The organism is Leisingera sp. CC-HEC096, from assembly GCF_059429235.1.
This window is the reverse complement of the sequence record NZ_JCAIJS010000001.1, coordinates 1,360,498-1,376,954: the sequence shown is the minus strand read 5'-3', so window position 1 is coordinate 1,376,954 and position 16,457 is coordinate 1,360,498. Positions and strand designations below refer to the sequence as shown.

The following is a 16,457-nucleotide window of genomic DNA, read 5'->3' as shown; positions in this document are numbered from 1 at the left end:
CCATTGTTGCTGTAGTGGTTCCGAAAAATAGACCTTGACAATATGTCCGCACTTTGAACCGCACCTGTCCCGCGCTTGACATTTTGATTCGTTTCGTGTAAAAGTTAACTACATTCAGAGCACGCCGTGGGCGTTCTCACCAGTGCCGGTGGCACTGATAATCTTCATCTAAATTCAGAAATGGAGGGTCCAGTGGATCAAGGACTCCACACCGTATCCGTGCAGGATATCTGCGCGATTTATGATGTAACTTCACGAACAGTGAACCGCTGGTTGAGCGAAACTGAAGAGCCTGTGCCCCGGTTCAGGGGGGGCGAAGAGTCATTGTTTGCACTGGCAGACCTGTTGCCACGCATTCCTCGTGATCCTGTGCGGTTGCTGGCGCTGGACCGTCAGCGTAGGCCAGAAATGCCAGCTGAAATAGGCTTGGGGCTTGAGGTCGCCAAGCGTGCTATGCGCCTACATGAGTCCCTGAACGGTGAGCAACGGGTGAAACTGTCCGAGGTGCAGGCCAACTACCGGGAGGCCGTAGCGCGCGCGTTCTGGGAAAAGGTTCTTTTTTTAGATTCCGAACACCTTGCACAATCGCTTTCGCTGCATCCTGCAATCATTCAGGCAGTGGTCGCAAACATCGAACTGCCGGAAGATTGGGAAAATTTCTGCATTGCGTTCACCCTCGCAAACACATCGCCAAAGAGCCTTTGGCGGTTGACGAAATCACAAACACACCATGAAGGAAGAACTAACCATGTCGTATGACGGCGAGTTTCAGATTACCGATGAGATGATCGAATTCAACAACGAAGCCCGAGGTGCGACAGCCGCTCTTCTGGACAACCTCAAATCCACTTCGGCGGGCGCGCGTCTCTCAGCGACCATCGCCAAAGTAACCGGAATGGTGGCCCAGAAATACGGAGTCTTGATCGACAGCGATACTGCGCTGACCCTACCGGGAGTTAAGGCGGTGGTGATGGGGGCGGACTATCTAGACGAAGACAGCCTACTGTTTGCTGCTGAACAGAAGATTGCTGCCGTGGCATTCAAGGCGCGGGGTGGGGCGGCTGCAGGCGATCAGACGGAGCCTCAGTTTCCGGATAACTTCGGTGAAATGTCCCCTCAAGCGCGTATCAATTGGGCGCGTCGAAATGGGGCGGCGTGATGCTAGCGGCAAGACTGCATCCGCGCGACCGAGCCAAGCTGTATCTTGCGGTAGTCGATGCACTGGAAGTGCCGCGTGATGACTTTATTCAGACGCAACGTGATCGTGCTCGTTCTGAATACGCGTTGGCCTTGGCTGACAACTCCGACCCCATCAATTTTTGGGCTGCACTCAGTCTCGCGGATGAGATCACATTTGCCACCGAGGGCCATGAGTGGAATGTGAAGGCCAGCGATGTTGCTGAGGCCTACGGGGTGATGATCGGTACAGCACGGCGCGCCTTGAAGCTCTCGGGGTGGGTCAGGGAGCGAGGTCAAGATGTCTGGCAATCTGAACCGACCGCGTGCGATTGGTGGACACCTGAGGCAGACGAAGATTGGTGGCATCCCAACGAATGAGAATTCCCTTGCGTATGAGCAGCCGCGCGGGGTGGCGGGAAGGGTTCACCCGTGCTGGCCTTCGGGCCATGGGGGGGGTTATTGCCCCGCAGCCCCGCAGCCCCGCAGATTCTGGCGGACGTCCGCGAACTGATGTCCGAAAATGCCTAAACCTCAATATTTTCGGACATATGGCGTGCCTTCCTTGCAACACAGATGGTCAAAAGCGCGCCTGCCGACGCTGAAAAGTGCAATCTATAGGTGTGATTTTTCCCCATGGAGCAACCTGTAGGTCGTTTCGTGTGATCTAGAATGACAATTGCCTCGGCGGTGTGATTTTGCGTCACAAATCCGGAAATGTCCGAAAATATATGTGCTTACGGTACGAAGAGGACGCGATATGCTGCCCCCATCACAACAGCGAAAAGGAAACAGAGTGACCATTGACGACACGGTAGTGCAGGCCATGAACCTGAGCCGACAGATTGAACTGAACGTCCTGATCCCCACCGAAAACGGCGAGGCTATCGAGGCGACGGAACAGCTTCTGGACGTCCTGAGAACGCAGCGCGACTTGCTGGCGGAGAGTGGCAAAGTGGTACCCCTGCACAATTAAGCTCTTGCCCAACAAAAAAAGAGGCCAGCCGCGCCAACGACTGACCTCGTGGGGTCCTTTGACCCCAAATCACTTTAGCTGGGATCACTTTAGCAAGAATTCCGGTCAACCTCAATCACCAACGTGTTGAAATCGCGATTGAATGCGCGTTTCGCACACAGTCGAGTTGTGCCTTTGGAGCGCGACCGGAAAGTAGAAATATGGATACTCATTTGACTGAGATCGAACTGGACATCGCGGATGGGCGTGATGATGCGTGCATGGCGCTACACCTCTATGGTGACACAACAGAAAAGAAGATTGACAAGTTCTGCATGCGCATTCTGGCAAAATCAGGCGGAGCTTTGAACGTGCACGTCGATAAAGAGCCAACGGACGAAGGCACCTATACAGCATCGCTCATGTTGAATGATCACGCTGTTTTGGAAGTTGTCGAACTAATCCGAAAGGCGCTGCCAACGCGGTTGTTTGTCGATGCGTATATCGGCGTTTTTTCTGATGACAAATTCCTATTCTTAGTTCCTGTTTCAGGGGCCTCGTTGAAAGGGGTGTCTGTATGACCCAGCATGCTAAGGAGGTAGCTACCGCACAGGCATTCGAGACAGCCGGTGCCGGGGCAAAAGAAGAATGGGCGGAGGTAATCCAGTTCCCTATCTATATGGGGCCGGACCGCGTTAGCGGTTCGAAGAATGCAGAACCGGCAAAACTGAACGATGCGGTGATCCGTGGCGAGGACACGCCGGAGTGGCAATCGCTTCAAACGCGCTCAATGCCGCTTATGACCGGAACAAAGGCGGAGTCTAAGACGTGGAAGGAAGAATCCCGCACCATCGGTGAATGGCTGGACCGCACTGACTTCAGCGACCGGCAACGTGGTCTGACTGGTTACGATGTAGACGCCAAGAAAGATGGTAAGTGGATCGTCACAGGGCGGGCGGTTGGCAGCAAGCGCAAGGACTCGTCACTGGATGAAATGGCCGCTCTCGGGATCGACGTAGACAACGGCACACCCTTTGCCCCTGTCGTGGACAAGGTGGAGGCCATGGGCGTTGGTGCGCTCTGCTACACAACTCACTCGCATATGTCACCGCATCTGGAACTGTCTCGGGATGTGGTGTGGAAGAAACTGAAGTTGGACCGCAAGCCGACCGATGATGAGGTCCGGCAATACCTGCGTGAATATGACGGGTGCGGGTACACCGACGAAGTAATTGACAACCTCACAGTGGAAGACCACGACCGGCTGACGCCGGACGGTAGTAAGATCGTGTGTCGCACCATCCCAATTCCGAAATTCCGGATTCTGTTTTTCTTTGACGAACCGGTGACACGCCAGATGCGAGGCAACACCGACCGAGAACGTAAGGCAGCGTGGGAAAGCGCTGTTCAGGCGATGGGGGAGAAGCTTGGTGTTGTGGTAGACCCCAAGGCAAAGAACATCGGGCGTCTATTCTATACGCCGCGTCGTCACCCTGAACGGAACGGGGAAATGTACCTCGTTCGCGGTCGCGGCCTGCGTTGGGATGAAATTCAGCCTGCCGACAATGTGTTTCTGCAAGCCGGTGCTGAAGACAAAGAGCGTAAAGGGTACGTAACGCCGTCAGGCGTTGACCTTGTGCGGTGGGTGGCGACCCACGGGCGAGGCTTTCAACCCTTCGAGCTTCTTGAAGCTTGTCCCGATGCAAAGGGGACGGCCAACGGCGATGTTTTGGACATTACTTGCCCGTTTGGGGATGAACACGGCAACGGCAAAGCACCTGTTCCACGCGCCACGTGGGGGCTACCCGGAGTTGAAGGGTGTGACGTCGAATCCGTTCTTTACAAAAACAGGCGAGCTGGTCACCACGCATGGCTACCACGCAGAGTCTCAGATGTACTATGCGCCTGGTGACTTTGTGGTTCCCGGCGTCAGCCGGACCCCGTCGCTGAAAGAGGCTCAGGCGGCAATTGATATGCTGGTGGACGAACTGGCAGACTTTCCCTTTGATGGCCTGACACGAAAGCAGATCAAAGAACAGTTCTGGGATGGTGGGGTCCCGTCGCTGGTCAATTTCTTGTCGGCTCTGCTGTTGCCGTTCATGCGCGAAATGATCGACGGCAGGACGCCGGGACACGTGATCAACAAACCGCGACCGGGGACCGGTGCGAGCTATCTTGTGGACGTCTTGAGCATCATCAACACAGGGGAGGAGACTCCGCCTCACAAACCTTCCGAGGATAAGGTGGAGTTTGCCAAGGCGCTGGTGGGGCTGTTGCTGGGCGGTGATCCAATCATCAACTTGGACAACATCAGCGCCGCCATGGATAGCGGCGAGCTTGCGGCGGCGATGACGTCAAGCAAATACTTCCCCCGGATTCTCGGGAAGTCAGAGGCTCGGAAAATTGCCGTCACCTGTCTTTGGCTTCTGACAGCGAACAAGCTGCAATTGACCGACGAACTGAAACGACGCTGCATCCTGATCGCTCTGAATGCCCACATGGAAAATCCGGAGGACCGCACAGGGTTCCAGCGCGCGGATATTCGTGGCTACGTTCGAGATAACCGGGCGCAGTTCGTCCACGCCTGCCTGACGATCATTCAGTTCTTTGTTGCATCTGGGATGGAAAAGGATACGACCAAGCACCTAGCGTCGTTCGAGAACTGGGCGCATACCATGGGTGGGTTGTGGAATGCCTGCGAGGTGCCGGGGTTCATGGGCAATATGCATATGCTGAAAACCCTGTCGGACGGCAAGCGCGACGAAATGGGCGAGTTGATTCAGGCGCTGGTCGATAAAGCGGTCTCGACCGACAAGGAACTGAAAGCCGAGTCCTACCTGTTCAAGGCGCGTCTGGCTGGAACCGATGACAAGTTCCTGAGTGTGATGGAGGTTCTGAACAGCTTCGTTGAGCCACCTCGTTTCGACAAGTGGGGCTGGGAGCGTACCAGCAGCGGGGACACCGAGTACACCGACTCCCGCGCGTTGGGTACAGGCTTCACCAAGGCCGTGAAGGATGAGACGTTTAACGTCGAGATCGAGGGGGCACAGTTTGGGGTGACGTTCGAGATTGATAAGGATCGGAAAGGCATCGGAGAGTATCGCATGCGGCTGGTGTCTGCCATGGGTGGGTAACGCTGGGACTCTGATGTACGTACTTGGTAAGGGGCCGCGTAAGCGGCCCTTCTGCTTTGGTGGGTGGGTTGTCCTCGAAAAGTGCCGGGATGCGCCGGGATCAAATGGGGTATCCCGGCGCTGATATCGGCGCGATTTTATCCTTATTTTACAGTATGTTGGTGGTTTTTGCCGGTATTGCCGGGTTGAATCGGGGTAGAATCAAAAAAGCTATGGAAATTTTTATTTTTTCCGCTCCCACACACGCGACCTCGCAGGCGTGTATCGAAAAAGAAAAATATCTCAGAGGCAGGCACGGGAAACCCCTCAGGGATACCGGCAAACCCGGCAGGCCTCGTCAAGTCCATGTAAATAAAAATAAAAACCCGCCGGGATGCCTTATTTTATCCCGGCGCATCCCGGCATGATCAAGTTGCGAATGGCTCTCAGCTAGCTGCGCCTACCTGCACACCCACAACCGCCAAAAACTTGAAAAACTCGACCAATCGGTCGAATAATGGCGTTAAATAGCGTCACAGCAGCCGCCCGCCTCGGAAATCGCAATCGCGAGAATACTTGTATACATTTGCATACCGAATGGGGCGGGCCAGCATCCCCCGTTTTACAGGCATCGGGAATCTACACTCGATTGTGACTGTGACTCGTTGCTTTCAGGCCTGTTTACTGTTACCTATCTCAGGAAAGGTAACGATAAGCGAATCCAAGTATCTGGAAGCGAATGAAAATGACTAAAAAGAAGACTCCAGCATTCGCCTATTTGCGCACATCCAGCGCCACAAACGTGGGGCAGGACAAGGACTCGGACAAACGACAGCTTGCGGCTATCGAAGCATATGCCGCCGCCAATGGCTATCAAATCGTCCAGACGTTCTATGACGCCGCTGTGTCCGGCACAGACCCTATCGACCAGCGCCCCGGCATGATGGACCTGTTAGAGGCAGTCCTGTCCAATGGGACACGGACCATCCTCGTTGAGTCCCCGGATCGTTTCGCGCGGGATGCTGTGGTACAGGAATTGGGTCACAGGATGCTGAAAGAGCGGGGCGTTGATCTGGTGCCCACGACAGCACCCGACTACTTCACCCACGACACACCAACCACAGAGCTTGTACGCACCATCCTAGGCGCTGTGGCGGCGTTTGACAGGCGTCAGACCGTGGACAAGCTGAAAGCTGCCAGAGACCGCAAGAGCGCGGCCCTAGGGCGTCGAGTAGAAGGCCGAAAGCCTGTCCCAGACGATGTTGTGAAGATGGCAAAGAGACTGCACAGGAAGTCCCCCAAGACAGGTAGACGTCGATCTCTGCGACAGATCGCAGACGAACTGGCGGAAGCTGGACACACTGCCGCGACAGGGAGGCCGTACAACCCTAACTCGGTCAAGAAGATGCTGGAACGCCAGACCGGCTGACGCCGGGACGCACTGATAACCTGTCCCACCGACACACCCCACCACTGACATGCCGAGGTCGCCACACACAGCCACACAGCGAGCCTGTCATGCACAGAGACGGGTGATTGCGTGGTGATGTGCGTGCCCGCGTAGCGGGCTTCTGTGCCCTCCTGAAAGCCTCTGAGGGTCCCCTGATGGGGTGCCGCCTAGGTTGAATAGGCGGGTGTAGGTACCGAGTATATGCAGGTCCGCAGACGCCGGGGACCCATCCCACCGCAGCACCCCTGCCACGTGGTTCAGGTACCGCCTATTTTGTGGGAAAAATCTCTCTATCCCTTGCAGTTACGTAACTAATGGACACCGCGCCCAACCGGACCGTTCCGTGCTGTCACGTGACATTTGGCAGCAGTTATGTTACTATATAACGCAAAGAAACCTCCCCAGAAATCGAGCAAATGAATCCTCACATCGCAAATCTGCGCGACCGCGCGCGTCAATGCCGAACGCGCGGAGAAATGCAAAAACGCTTCCCAGCCGAATACCGCGAAATCCACCGACGTGGCCTAACGTTCCTGTTTGACCACATGGAACGAAAACGCCGTCAAAAGTACACCGAGGAAGAACTACGCCGGATTGCGGCGCGTTACATGACCCGCACGGATTTCAAGAATGGTGACGATTCATCCGCCTACATGGCCGCATGGCGTCGCGGGATCATTGACGAAATTTGCCCACCATCCCGGCAGGGCAAACACCTCCATGAGGTCGCACAATGAGCGGGGCGGTGGAACATGAACTGCGCCTCAAGATCAATGCGGCTGCGGCAGAGGCGGGTTCCCGGAGGTTCAAAGGCGCGCTGGCGTCGATCAAGCGCGCTTTGGAGTCTTTGGATCGTTCAGCCGATGGTTCCTTCCAGAATATCAAGAAGGCCCTGAACATCCCAGCCGGTGGCACCACCGAGAAGGCACTACGAGGGCAGGCCACCGCAGCAAAAACCGCCGGGGATGCGGCCAAGCGGATGGCAACCGCCACCACAAACGCAATGACCACGGCGACAGGGCAGGCCGCAAAGCTTCGTGCCCAGTTCGAGGCCATGGGTGATACATCGGGCGTCCAGCGTGTTGAGGCAGCGCTTGCACGTTTGCAATCCCGTACAGGAAAGGCCGGGTCAGTCGCCGACGTGTCGGCAGCGCGCGCGGATTACAGAAGCGTTGTCACTGGTCTACAATCCGAGGCGCGCGCGGCCCAGACCGCCACAAAAGCTCAAGAGGCCCACGCCCGTGAGATCGAGAAACTAAAATCCGATTTTATTGCGGTCTATGCTCCGTCGAAAAGGTACGAGGAAAGTCTCAACCGCATCAGCAAGGCCGAGCGCGAGGGTATCTTGACTGCAGCACAGGCCGCAGAGGCTCGTCAGCAGGCAGCGCAGGCACTTTCCGGCGCTGTGGATCAAAACACTATTGCCATGCAGCGCAACGCCGCCATGACCCAGCAGGGCGTCATGGTCGGGCACCAGCTTTCCGACGTACTGATCACCAGCCAAATGGGGTTCCAGTCCGTTGGGATGATCGCCCTACAGCAAGGCTCCCAACTCGCTGCGCAGATGAACACTCTCAAGGCCAGTGGTGGCGGTGTATTCCGTACGCTTCTGGCAGGCTTTACATCGCTTTTGAACCCGTTGAGCTTGATCACTATCGGCGCGGTCGCTGTAGGTGCGGCGGTCGCCAAATGGTTCTTCGCCGCCGGGGAAGAGACCAAGAGTTTCAAGGATTCCCTGTCTGACGCCCGCAGTGCCCTGAATGAGCTACGCAGCGCCTCTGACGCGCTTGCAGGTGGCAATCTCCGTCAACTTCGCAGTGAGTACGGGAAGATAAACGAAGAACTGGCCACCCACCTAGAACGCCTCCAAAAGGTAGCCCAGATTGAGGTCGCAACCAAGAATGCAGACCTTGCCGCATCTATCCGAGACGCCATCACCAGCGACAGCAACCTGTTCACGAACGACATTGACGCCGTGCGCCGCGCATTTGACACCACTAACGACCGGGCGCGGTCATTCCTATACATGTTGGCGGATATCAAGAACGCCCGGACGTTCGAGGAACAGGCCGCAGCTATCACCCGTCTCCGCAAGGAAGTGGAATCCACAACCGGTGGTCTCGACAAATCCGAGGGCGCAGCCCGTGGGATGCTGGCCCAGCTTATCCGCGCCGAAGATTTCGCCCTGAAACTCCTTGCCGCAATGGACGGCAACACCGACGCCGCCGAGCGCAGCAAGGGTGCAGCCGGTGGCCTGACAACATCCATCGGCACAGCCGCAGATGAGGCCGCGCGGCTGTTGCAAAACCTGTCTAGCTTGCCCAGTGCCTTTGGGCTGATGGACAAGAGCATCAGGGAGCAACTTGCGGGCATCAAAGCGCAGAACGAGTCCCTCGGCCTACAGTTGTCCGAGGGACTGGCAGCGCAGGCCGCGAACCGCCGTGTTCAGCTATCCGACCTTGTAGCAGCCGGAACCATGACTCCCGACCAAGCTGCTGCTGAATGGGCGCAGATCGACAAGCTAGATGAGGCACTGAAACGGCAGGAGGCACTGCGAAAGAAGCTGTCTGAGTCTGGTAAGACGTCTGGTGGTGGCTCCCACAGCAAAGGCGTCATTGATGAAATCCTGCGGACCACCGAAGGCCTTGAAAAGCAAGCATACGCGTACGAGGCCTTGCGCACAGGCATCTATTCCAGCGAGGAAGCTGCAAACCTTTTCGGTCGGATTATGGCTGAAAATGGCGGTGTTCTGGACGAACAAACGTCCAAGCTGTTGGCGAACATCGATGCCATGGCGACCCGCAATGAAACAATGCGGGATGCACCGCAGAGCTTCGCGGAGACCTTCGCAGATGGCACCGAGGACGCGTTGGAAGGGGCGATCCGCAATGCATTCACCAAGGGCAAGTTCAGTGCCGCTGATTTCGTCAACGGCATCAAGAACCATATGGCAGGAATCTTTGCCAAAGGTCTGGCACAGAAATTCACATCCATGCTGGGTCTCGACAAAATCTTCGGGACAGTGACCATGCAACCTGCTGCTGCGGCGGCGGGCGCAACCATCGGTCACCCGACAATGAAGGCGCTGCGAGCGGCTGAGAGCGAGACCTAGGTTAGCTGTGGTTCGCCATTTCGACTAGTTCGTCCGTGACTTTGATTGGTCCAGACTGACAAAGCTTCGATAGCATTTCCAACTTGGCGACGTGCTCCTCGGGCAATTCAACATCAATGTCGAAGTGCTCTTTGAGCTTGCTCGTCGCTCCATCGGTCCAATCTAGAACATCGCGGGCTACATCGCCTTCAAGCGACATCTCATACAGTCTCCTCAGATCGGCTGGGACTTCCCGTAGCTGCGCGTGCCGCTCATTGTGCCCTTCTATATCAGTGACGGGGGAACCAAATTCGCTTTCGATCATCTTCCGAGCTTCTTGGCGAGAATTGGAGACGGCTTGCCTAATTGGTTCGTACAGCTTGGAAACAATGTCGAATAGAAAAACCTTATCCAGTCTGGCCTTCAAATCGCTAAAGTCTATCGCTTGTCCAAGTTCGTTATGTTTGGCCACAAGTTCTTCGTAGAGGTCCCAGTTGTCCTGCCATTTTGCACCATCACCCCAACGACCTTGCATTACCTTTTGGATGACAACTTCCCTAGTGTATACGGAAACGACCGACTTTAGACGGTCTATCAATTGTGCGGCTTCCTTTTGCTTGTCTTCCCAAAGCTCCGCTTCGAACCCTAGGCCCTTGAAGCGTTTGAAGCGGGCAATGTTTGAGTAGATGAAGCTGAAAAACGCCATCGCGAACGTCGCCGAAGCTCCGGCCACATCTTGCTCAAGTAGTCTGTGAAAGCTGAAGGTTAAAAAAGAGAGACCGACAATTCCAAAGAACACTTGTTCCCAATGGTCTTTTAGAAATTTGAACATTGCCGCTCCTAAATCTGCTCTCGGTAGTTCGTACGAATTTCTTGTGGACGAAAGAACGTCACCAGTATGTGACGCTATTCAAAGCGTCACGCAAGATCGCCAAACCCTCTGGCGTATCGTTCAGGCGCGTCTTGTAATTCCGCAATTGACCTTGTCCCGACACGTGCCCTGTAATGCCCCGGATAACATCGTCGGAGTGTCCAGCCCGCTGCAGGCGGTCAACCAGCGTGTCTTTAGTGCTGTAAAGGACTTGCCGGTCATTGCTGAAACCTGCTTCCCGAATGGTCTTCGTGAACGAGTCAGATATGGTGCCCGCGATGGACTCGGGTTTTGTCTTACCCAGCTTCCAGCCGCCGTCCTGCATGAATTCATAGAAGCCGTCCAAGTGTTTTGACAGTGGCAGTTTGCGACTGATTTTTGTTTTAGTCTCTGTCACTTTTATGAAATCAGGTGTCACGTTCTCAGGCTTCATTCTGAAAATCTCGACAGGGCGGGCGGCGGTATGAAGTGCCACCCGGAATGCCCACTTGAAAGCTTCCTGTCTGTCGGGATCGTACCGCGATTCCGCTCCCCACGCCTTTTGCACCAGTTCCCACACCTTTTTGATTTCGTCGTCGTCGAAACGCTGCCACCGTGTTTCCTCTGTCGTGGAAACGTCGCGGGGCATCTTCACATAGGGCAGGGACGTAAAGCCGGGGATAATCTCTTCGGAGATTACCCACCGCATGATTGCCTGAACTGGAGCGAAGTATTGCGCCACGGATTTTGGGCTTAGCCCTTCGTCCTGCAAATAATCGCGATAAAGGCGCAATTTGTCGGGCGTGAACTGTTCAAGCGGTAGATTTCCTAAGTATCCGATAAGACGGTTGGTCTTTGATTTGTAACTGCGTTGTGTCGCTGCTGAAGAGTTTTGAAGGCGGAAGTATCTTTCGCGTAGATGTTCGATTGTGTGTTCGGGATTCGCCGTGGCAGAGGGGGCGATCTCTGCCAGCCGTTCCAGCAATGCAAAATGCATCGTATCATACATGCGCTTATGCCCGCCCCCTGACGGGGGCACAGGCCGCAACACTTCCGGTATCTCGACTGGTTCACGCATGTACGTCTGGTCGCTAAACGCCATTGCCAAGTGACCTGTAAGCCGGGTGTATTCTTGTGGCGATCCTTTGCAGTCTTCCATGATGTCGAACGTCTTCGACCAGAGGTTCTGAACCCCGGCAACAGCTTGGCGGTTACCTTCCTCTGCCTCCTCCAGTTCTTCCGGGGTGGCTTCGACAACCGGATCGATGCGACGTGGTCCAAGATCGCGAATTTTGTCCATGCGGGCCATATGGTCTGCGGCTCGGATCGTGACCGCGTCAGCGGTTGCTTGTGCCCTTTCCGCCGGATCGTCAGAGCCGAGGCGTTCGATTAGTGTGTCGTGCTCTTCCTTGTACGCCACACGCTTTGCGAGGGCGGTTTCGAGATCGCGCCCCAGCGACAGGTTCCACTTTTTCCGCCGCAGGATGCCCTGCAATTTCGCGGGCACCTTCCGCTGATATCGGTACAGCCCATCCGCTGTTTGGGACAAATAGGATATGTCTCGATTCATATCTGAAATCTCCGAAGGTACACCGCTTGGTACAGCAGGCAAGGCGGCTTTGGTACAGCAGAAATGCCTGTCTTAGGAGTTGAAATCAAGATATATTCTTAAGAATATGGGGGTAATCAAATGGTGGGGAGTTCAAATCTCTTATCACCCATCATTTTTCCGGAAAGGCGCTCCCTGCAAAGGTTGAGCGCCTTTTCTCGTTTCCGGGGTTCCGATGGTTGCAGCTTGCGGCTACCAATTTGCCTGAGGAACCGGGCAAGGGGCGCGTCATGCAATTTCCGAAAATCTGGCTGCTTCGGCACGGGCAGACCGAGTGGAACGCTGAGCGGCGTATCCAGGGGCAGCTGGAATCACCGCTGACGCCGCTGGGGGTTCAGCATGCCCGCCGGCAGGCAGAGCTGATGGTGCCGGTGATGGCGCAGAGCCCGGCCTGCTATGCTTCGCCGCTGGGCCGGGCGCAGCAGACGGCGGATATTGCCCTGGGCGGCGCGCCGTTTGTGACTGATCCGCGTCTGGCCGAAGCATTTGCCGGAGATTTTCAGGGCATGACGCTCGGGGAAGTTGCGGCGCAATACCCGGAGATCCACGGGGTGAACCCGCACAATCTGGACCTGTTCTGTGAAGCGCCAGGCGGCGAGGGCTATGACAGTTTCCATGGCCGCATTCTGGACTTCATGCAGTCGCTGAGCGGGCCGTCGGTGGTGGTGGCGCATGGGCTTTTGGGGCAGGTGATGCGCGGCATAGTCTGCGGGCTCAGCCGCGACCGGATGGCGGCGCTGCCGAACGGGCAGGGCTGTGTCTATGTGCTGGAAAACGGGGTGGAGACCGTTCTGCAATAGGGGCCGGCGGCCCGGCGGTCAGAGGCCCGGCACCTTGGCAAGCAATCCGCGCCAGCCGAAGGTGGTTCCGCCTCTGGGGCGGAATCCAACCTTGAGCCCGGCACCAACAAAAGCCCGGCTGTCTGACAGAGGGCCGGCCTCGTAATCGAGCAGGCCTGCTTCGCCATAGAAACTGGCGCGTTCGTTCAATTTATAGCCGATGTTCAGCGCCAGCCGGGCGACTTGGGCGCTGTCCACGTCGAGAAAGTCGGCTTCGGCGCCAAAGCGGACATTGGAACCGGCGTCTTTGTGCAAGGCAAGGCCGAACAGGGACGCGGATTCGCCGTCTTCCTCCCCGTAGGCCGCATAAGCCTCGGCAGTGAGACTGCTGAAGCCGTGCCGGACTTCCAGCCCGTAGAAATCGAGGGTGCTGTTTTCCAGTTCCTCATTGCCCAGAAAGGCGCCCAGCGTCGTGGTGCTGGTGGCATGGTAGAGGCCGTGCAGTGTGGCGTTGTACGCGCTGAGATTGCGTGCGTTGAAGTCATAAAGGCTGAGGTCCAGCTGGGTGCCCAGGCTGGGGTTGAACCCGGCTTCGAGGCTGCCGCGCAGGGTGGTGCGGGAGATACCCGTGTCTTGGGTAAAGGCGGACCAGGACAGATCCGCAGTTCCGCCTGTGATTTCTATCGCCTGGGCGGTGCTTGCCAGCGCCTGAACCGACAGGAGTGCAGCTATCATGTGCTTCATGCTGATTTGCCTCGAGAAATCCTGGACCTGCCGGCCGGCGTGCGTTTCTGTAGAGTTTCGGGCGCGGACGGGGCAAGGACCCGCTGGCCATAGAAAGGAGGCAGAGCAGGGGTGTTGGCAGGCCGCAACACCGGGCGGCACGCCGGTTGGAAATTTTTGGCAAAAGCCTCTTGCACTGTCCGGCAGCTTTGTCTAAATCCCCGCTCATCGGGTCGTTAGCTCAGTTGGTAGAGCGCTTCGTTTACACCGAAGATGTCGGGAGTTCGAGCCTCTCACGACCCACCATCCCCCCTCCCTGTTCTGCCTGGAAGATTGCCTGTGCCGCGGCGTGGCTGCAGTGTTTTTCCAACTGTTTCAATGCGTTGCGGGGCGCGGATCATTTTTTTCCGGGAAAGTTCCGAAAAAGGCAAAACACGGCTTGACGGCTTGGGGGGCTGGGAATATTACAGCCCAACATTCAGCAGCGATGCTGGATGTGCAGCGGGCGGTTGTAGCTCAGTTGGTTAGAGTACCGGCCTGTCACGCCGGGGGTCGCGGGTTCGAGCCCCGTCAACCGCGCCACTGCTGCGCCCCTTCCCGGGGTTTAACAGGGACCGCCCCGGAGGGGATCTGGACCGGAGACGGTCCGCCGCAAGGCGAAAATGCGGTTGTAGCTCAGTTGGTTAGAGTACCGGCCTGTCACGCCGGGGGTCGCGGGTTCGAGCCCCGTCAACCGCGCCACTTTCGCCCGCCGCCCTGACGTTTCAGGGTCCGCCCCGGAGGGGAACATAGCCGAAAGGCCCATGCGCGGTTGTAGCTCAGTTGGTTAGAGTACCGGCCTGTCACGCCGGGGGTCGCGGGTTCGAGCCCCGTCAACCGCGCCACTTTCCTCTCTGATAGCGAAAATTGCTGAACCGCTTCGCGACGCGCGTTGGCACGCCATGCATTTTGCGGTCAGTCCTCTGGTTCAGGCGTGTCCTGACTGAAACTGTTGAGCCAGCCGTCTCTGCCCTTTTCCCAAAGCGACGAGATCAGCATCCGTTTCCAGCCGCTGCTGCCGACCGGCTGATAGGTCGCGCGGTAGGACAGCAGAACAGCCTCCGGCGAGAGGACGCGCAGCTGTGAATCGCTCAGGCGGTAGCCTGCCATCACCGGCCCGTCCTGCAGCTGCGCGCAATGGCCTGCTTTGTCCGAAAATCCGCTGGGATAGACGCCGAGGAAATCCTCCGTCAGCATCCGCCCGTCTGCCTCAGGGTCGCCCGCCTTCAACGCCTCCCAGACCTTGGTTTCCAAGGCGAGAATTTCGGCGAGCAGGGGGCCGTCAGTCAGAATCTCTGTGGTCATGGCGCAAGCGTGGCGCTCTGGCGTCCGCTTGGCAAGCCATGCGGACGCATGCGGCTGTTACAGAGACGGCGGTATTGGTTCTGCGCTGGTGTCGTGGCGCCATCCGGTCAGATCGGAATCAATCCATTTCCGGAGGTGGTCCATATCGGGCTTGGGGTTGGCTTCCAGGTAGCGCAGCAGCACGCGGGTGCCATGCTGATACCCGGCACGGTAGCTTTCCTCAGGGTCGGTCTGGGTGCCTTCGAATCCGGGCGGCCGTTTGAACCTGCTTTGCAGCATTTGCTGTCTCCGTCTGTTTGATCTCATGCGGTCCGGGGCAGGCTAGGGCAAGAGCGATAACCGAGTCTTAACTTGCGTGCGTAAAACGAACGTAAGCGGGTGTGGTCCTGAGGGCTGCGCGGCAGTCACAAAGGCGGCAGCGGGGTAATAAAGCCCAGCAGTGCGGCGGCGGTTTCGCGCGGTGCGCTGTCGATGAAGAAATGCCCGCCAGGGATGCTTCCTGCGGTCATGTCCTGGAGGCGCGGCGCCCAGGCCGCGGCGACGTCATAGGCCCGGGCCATGGCGCCATCGGCACCGTAAAGCACCAGCGCCGGGCATTGGACTTGGCGGTCCAGATCGCGGGTGTCGTCGTGGAAATCGACCTCGATCGCGGCACGGTAGTCGTTACACATGGCGTGGACGCAGGCCGGGTCTGCCCAGGCGCGGCGGTAGGCGGCCAGTGCGGCGGGCGGGAAATCAGAAAGCGAGGCGCCGCCCCAGCCCAGAAGGCAGCTTTCGAAGTAGGCCTGCGGATCGGCGCCGATCATCCGCTCCGGCAGCGGCGCGGGCTGAGCAAGGAAAAACCAGTGGTAATAGGCGCGTGCCACCTGTTGCGTCAGCTGGTCCAGCAATGTGTGCGTCGGGATGATGTCCATCACGGTGAGGCTGGCAACCGCCTCTGGCGCATCGAGCGCCAGCCGGTGCGCGGTGCGGCCGCCGCGATCATGGCCCGCCAGGTGGAAACGGGGGAACCCGAGCGCGCGCATCAGCGCAAGCTGATCGGCAGCCATGCTGCGAAAGCTCATCGCCTCCACGCCTTCGGGCTTGGAGCTGGCGCCATAGCCGCGCAGGTCGGCGGTCACCACGGTGAACTTCCGGGCGAGGAGAGGGGCGGTCTCTGCCCACATCTCCTTGGTCTGCGGGAAGCCGTGAAGCAGGAGGAGCGGCGGGCCTTCGCCGCGCCGGGTAAAGGCAATCTGCTGGCCGTTCACCTGCAGGGTGCCGGATTGACTTGGCGCTGGCATGGGCTTCCCCCTTCGCGGCGGCGTCTTTCCGGGATTGGACCCTGAGGGCGGCACAGGATCAAGCCTGCCGCTGCGTTTGCATTG

The 16,457-nt window shown here is 57.5% G+C and carries 17 protein-coding genes and 4 tRNA genes; 15 read left to right on the top strand and 6 right to left on the bottom strand.

All coding sequences use genetic code 11. The annotated features are described in order from the left end of the window. Positions 1-192: 192 nt before the first annotated feature. From AC5STI_RS06775 to AC5STI_RS06730, 10 genes are all read left to right on the top strand, one after another. Complete coding sequence (locus tag AC5STI_RS06775) at positions 193-759, top strand: hypothetical protein (RefSeq protein WP_495446124.1); 567 nt, start codon at positions 193-195, stop codon at positions 757-759. Beyond that, on the top strand, positions 749-1,159 hold the full coding sequence (locus tag AC5STI_RS06770) for a hypothetical protein (protein WP_495446123.1): 411 nt from the start codon (positions 749-751) through the stop codon (positions 1,157-1,159). The genes AC5STI_RS06775 and AC5STI_RS06770 overlap by 11 nt, the downstream gene beginning before the upstream one ends. Continuing rightward, positions 1,156-1,557, top strand: a complete 402-nt coding sequence (locus AC5STI_RS06765) for a hypothetical protein (RefSeq protein WP_495446122.1) — start codon at positions 1,156-1,158, stop codon at positions 1,555-1,557. Before AC5STI_RS06770 ends, AC5STI_RS06765 begins: the two co-directional genes overlap by 4 nt. A gap of 415 nt (positions 1,558-1,972) precedes the next feature. Beyond that, positions 1,973-2,152, top strand: coding sequence for a hypothetical protein (locus AC5STI_RS06760; RefSeq protein WP_495446121.1), 180 nt, complete (start codon positions 1,973-1,975; stop codon positions 2,150-2,152). Between the two features lie 212 nt (positions 2,153-2,364). Further along, positions 2,365-2,712, top strand: coding sequence for a hypothetical protein (locus tag AC5STI_RS06755; protein ID WP_495446120.1), 348 nt, complete (start codon positions 2,365-2,367; stop codon positions 2,710-2,712). A gap of 1,173 nt (positions 2,713-3,885) precedes the next feature. After that, positions 3,886-5,265, top strand: coding sequence for a hypothetical protein (locus AC5STI_RS06750; RefSeq protein WP_495446119.1), 1,380 nt, complete (start codon positions 3,886-3,888; stop codon positions 5,263-5,265). Between the two features lie 104 nt (positions 5,266-5,369). Next, entirely contained in the window at positions 5,370-5,672 is a 303-nt protein-coding gene (locus AC5STI_RS06745; RefSeq protein ID WP_495446118.1) for a hypothetical protein, read from the top strand. Positions 5,673-5,989: 317 nt separating this feature from the next. Continuing rightward, positions 5,990-6,673: a recombinase family protein gene (locus tag AC5STI_RS06740; RefSeq protein ID WP_495446117.1), complete on the top strand. Its 684-nt coding sequence runs from the start codon at positions 5,990-5,992 to the stop codon at positions 6,671-6,673. 437 nt (positions 6,674-7,110) lie between these two features. Next, positions 7,111-7,431 carry a hypothetical protein gene (locus tag AC5STI_RS06735; protein WP_495446116.1) on the top strand — a complete coding sequence of 107 codons (321 nt, stop codon included), beginning with the start codon at positions 7,111-7,113 and terminating at the stop codon, positions 7,429-7,431. After that, on the top strand, positions 7,428-9,806 hold the full coding sequence (locus AC5STI_RS06730; protein ID WP_495446115.1) for a hypothetical protein: 2,379 nt from the start codon (positions 7,428-7,430) through the stop codon (positions 9,804-9,806). The genes AC5STI_RS06735 and AC5STI_RS06730 overlap by 4 nt, the downstream gene beginning before the upstream one ends. A 1-nt stretch (position 9,807) precedes the next feature. On the opposite strand, the gene AC5STI_RS06725 is transcribed toward AC5STI_RS06730, so the two are convergent. Together AC5STI_RS06725 and AC5STI_RS06720 are read right to left on the bottom strand one after the other, a co-directional pair. Further along, positions 9,808-10,617: a hypothetical protein gene (locus AC5STI_RS06725; protein WP_495446114.1), complete on the bottom strand. Its 810-nt coding sequence runs from the start codon at positions 10,615-10,617 to the stop codon at positions 9,808-9,810. 58 nt (positions 10,618-10,675) lie between these two features. Next, positions 10,676-12,184 carry a site-specific integrase gene (locus AC5STI_RS06720; RefSeq protein WP_495446113.1) on the bottom strand — a complete coding sequence of 503 codons (1,509 nt, stop codon included), beginning with the start codon at positions 12,182-12,184 and terminating at the stop codon, positions 10,676-10,678. Between the two features lie 290 nt (positions 12,185-12,474). On the opposite strand from AC5STI_RS06720, the gene AC5STI_RS06715 reads away from it, so the two are divergent. Continuing rightward, a complete protein-coding gene (locus AC5STI_RS06715; RefSeq protein ID WP_475052774.1) occupies positions 12,475-13,044 on the top strand; it encodes a histidine phosphatase family protein in 570 nt (189 codons plus the stop codon). An 18-nt stretch (positions 13,045-13,062) separates the two neighbouring features. Here the strand turns inward: AC5STI_RS06715 and AC5STI_RS06710 are convergent, their stop codons facing one another. Then, positions 13,063-13,767, bottom strand: a complete 705-nt coding sequence (locus AC5STI_RS06710; protein WP_495446112.1) for a hypothetical protein — start codon at positions 13,765-13,767, stop codon at positions 13,063-13,065. A gap of 209 nt (positions 13,768-13,976) precedes the next feature. Between AC5STI_RS06710 and AC5STI_RS06705 the strand changes: the two genes are divergently transcribed. The 4 genes from AC5STI_RS06705 to AC5STI_RS06690 all read left to right on the top strand — a co-directional run bounded on the left by AC5STI_RS06705 (position 13,977) and on the right by AC5STI_RS06690 (position 14,630). Next, positions 13,977-14,052, top strand: a tRNA-Val gene (locus AC5STI_RS06705). A 199-nt stretch (positions 14,053-14,251) separates the two neighbouring features. Then, positions 14,252-14,328: transfer RNA gene (locus AC5STI_RS06700), tRNA-Asp, on the top strand. 82 nt (positions 14,329-14,410) lie between these two features. Further along, positions 14,411-14,487, top strand: a tRNA-Asp gene (locus tag AC5STI_RS06695). A gap of 66 nt (positions 14,488-14,553) precedes the next feature. After that, a tRNA-Asp gene (locus AC5STI_RS06690) sits at positions 14,554-14,630 on the top strand. 70 nt (positions 14,631-14,700) lie between these two features. Here the strand turns inward: AC5STI_RS06690 and AC5STI_RS06685 are convergent. The 3 genes from AC5STI_RS06685 to AC5STI_RS06675 form a co-directional block, all read right to left on the bottom strand. Beyond that, the gene (locus AC5STI_RS06685; protein ID WP_495446111.1) at positions 14,701-15,090 is read right to left on the bottom strand and encodes a nuclear transport factor 2 family protein; all 390 of its coding nucleotides are present in this window, start codon (positions 15,088-15,090) and stop codon (positions 14,701-14,703) included. A 57-nt stretch (positions 15,091-15,147) separates the two neighbouring features. Then, on the bottom strand, positions 15,148-15,369 hold the full coding sequence (locus tag AC5STI_RS06680) for a hypothetical protein (protein ID WP_490400280.1): 222 nt from the start codon (positions 15,367-15,369) through the stop codon (positions 15,148-15,150). 125 nt (positions 15,370-15,494) lie between these two features. Then, on the bottom strand, positions 15,495-16,373 hold the full coding sequence (locus AC5STI_RS06675; RefSeq protein WP_495446110.1) for an alpha/beta fold hydrolase: 879 nt from the start codon (positions 16,371-16,373) through the stop codon (positions 15,495-15,497). Positions 16,374-16,457: the final 84 nt, after the last annotated feature.

Bases quoted from the DNA above. Each gene is read 5' to 3' on its own strand.
- AC5STI_RS06770 (WP_495446123.1), top strand. From the start codon at position 749: ATGTCGTATGACGGCGAGTTTCAGATTACCGATGAGATGATCGAATTC.
- AC5STI_RS06750 (WP_495446119.1), top strand. From the start codon at position 3,886: ATGAACACGGCAACGGCAAAGCACCTGTTCCACGCGCCACGTGGGGGC.
- AC5STI_RS06745 (WP_495446118.1), top strand. From the start codon at position 5,370: ATGGGGTATCCCGGCGCTGATATCGGCGCGATTTTATCCTTATTTTAC.
- AC5STI_RS06740 (WP_495446117.1), top strand. From the start codon at position 5,990: ATGACTAAAAAGAAGACTCCAGCATTCGCCTATTTGCGCACATCCAGC.
- AC5STI_RS06735 (WP_495446116.1), top strand. From the start codon at position 7,111: ATGAATCCTCACATCGCAAATCTGCGCGACCGCGCGCGTCAATGCCGA.
- AC5STI_RS06730 (WP_495446115.1), top strand. From the start codon at position 7,428: ATGAGCGGGGCGGTGGAACATGAACTGCGCCTCAAGATCAATGCGGCT.
- AC5STI_RS06725 (WP_495446114.1), bottom strand. From the start codon at position 10,617: ATGTTCAAATTTCTAAAAGACCATTGGGAACAAGTGTTCTTTGGAATT.
- AC5STI_RS06715 (WP_475052774.1), top strand. From the start codon at position 12,475: ATGCAATTTCCGAAAATCTGGCTGCTTCGGCACGGGCAGACCGAGTGG.
- AC5STI_RS06710 (WP_495446112.1), bottom strand. From the start codon at position 13,767: ATGAAGCACATGATAGCTGCACTCCTGTCGGTTCAGGCGCTGGCAAGC.
- AC5STI_RS06685 (WP_495446111.1), bottom strand. From the start codon at position 15,090: ATGACCACAGAGATTCTGACTGACGGCCCCCTGCTCGCCGAAATTCTC.
- AC5STI_RS06680 (WP_490400280.1), bottom strand. From the start codon at position 15,369: ATGCTGCAAAGCAGGTTCAAACGGCCGCCCGGATTCGAAGGCACCCAG.
- AC5STI_RS06675 (WP_495446110.1), bottom strand. From the start codon at position 16,373: ATGCCAGCGCCAAGTCAATCCGGCACCCTGCAGGTGAACGGCCAGCAG.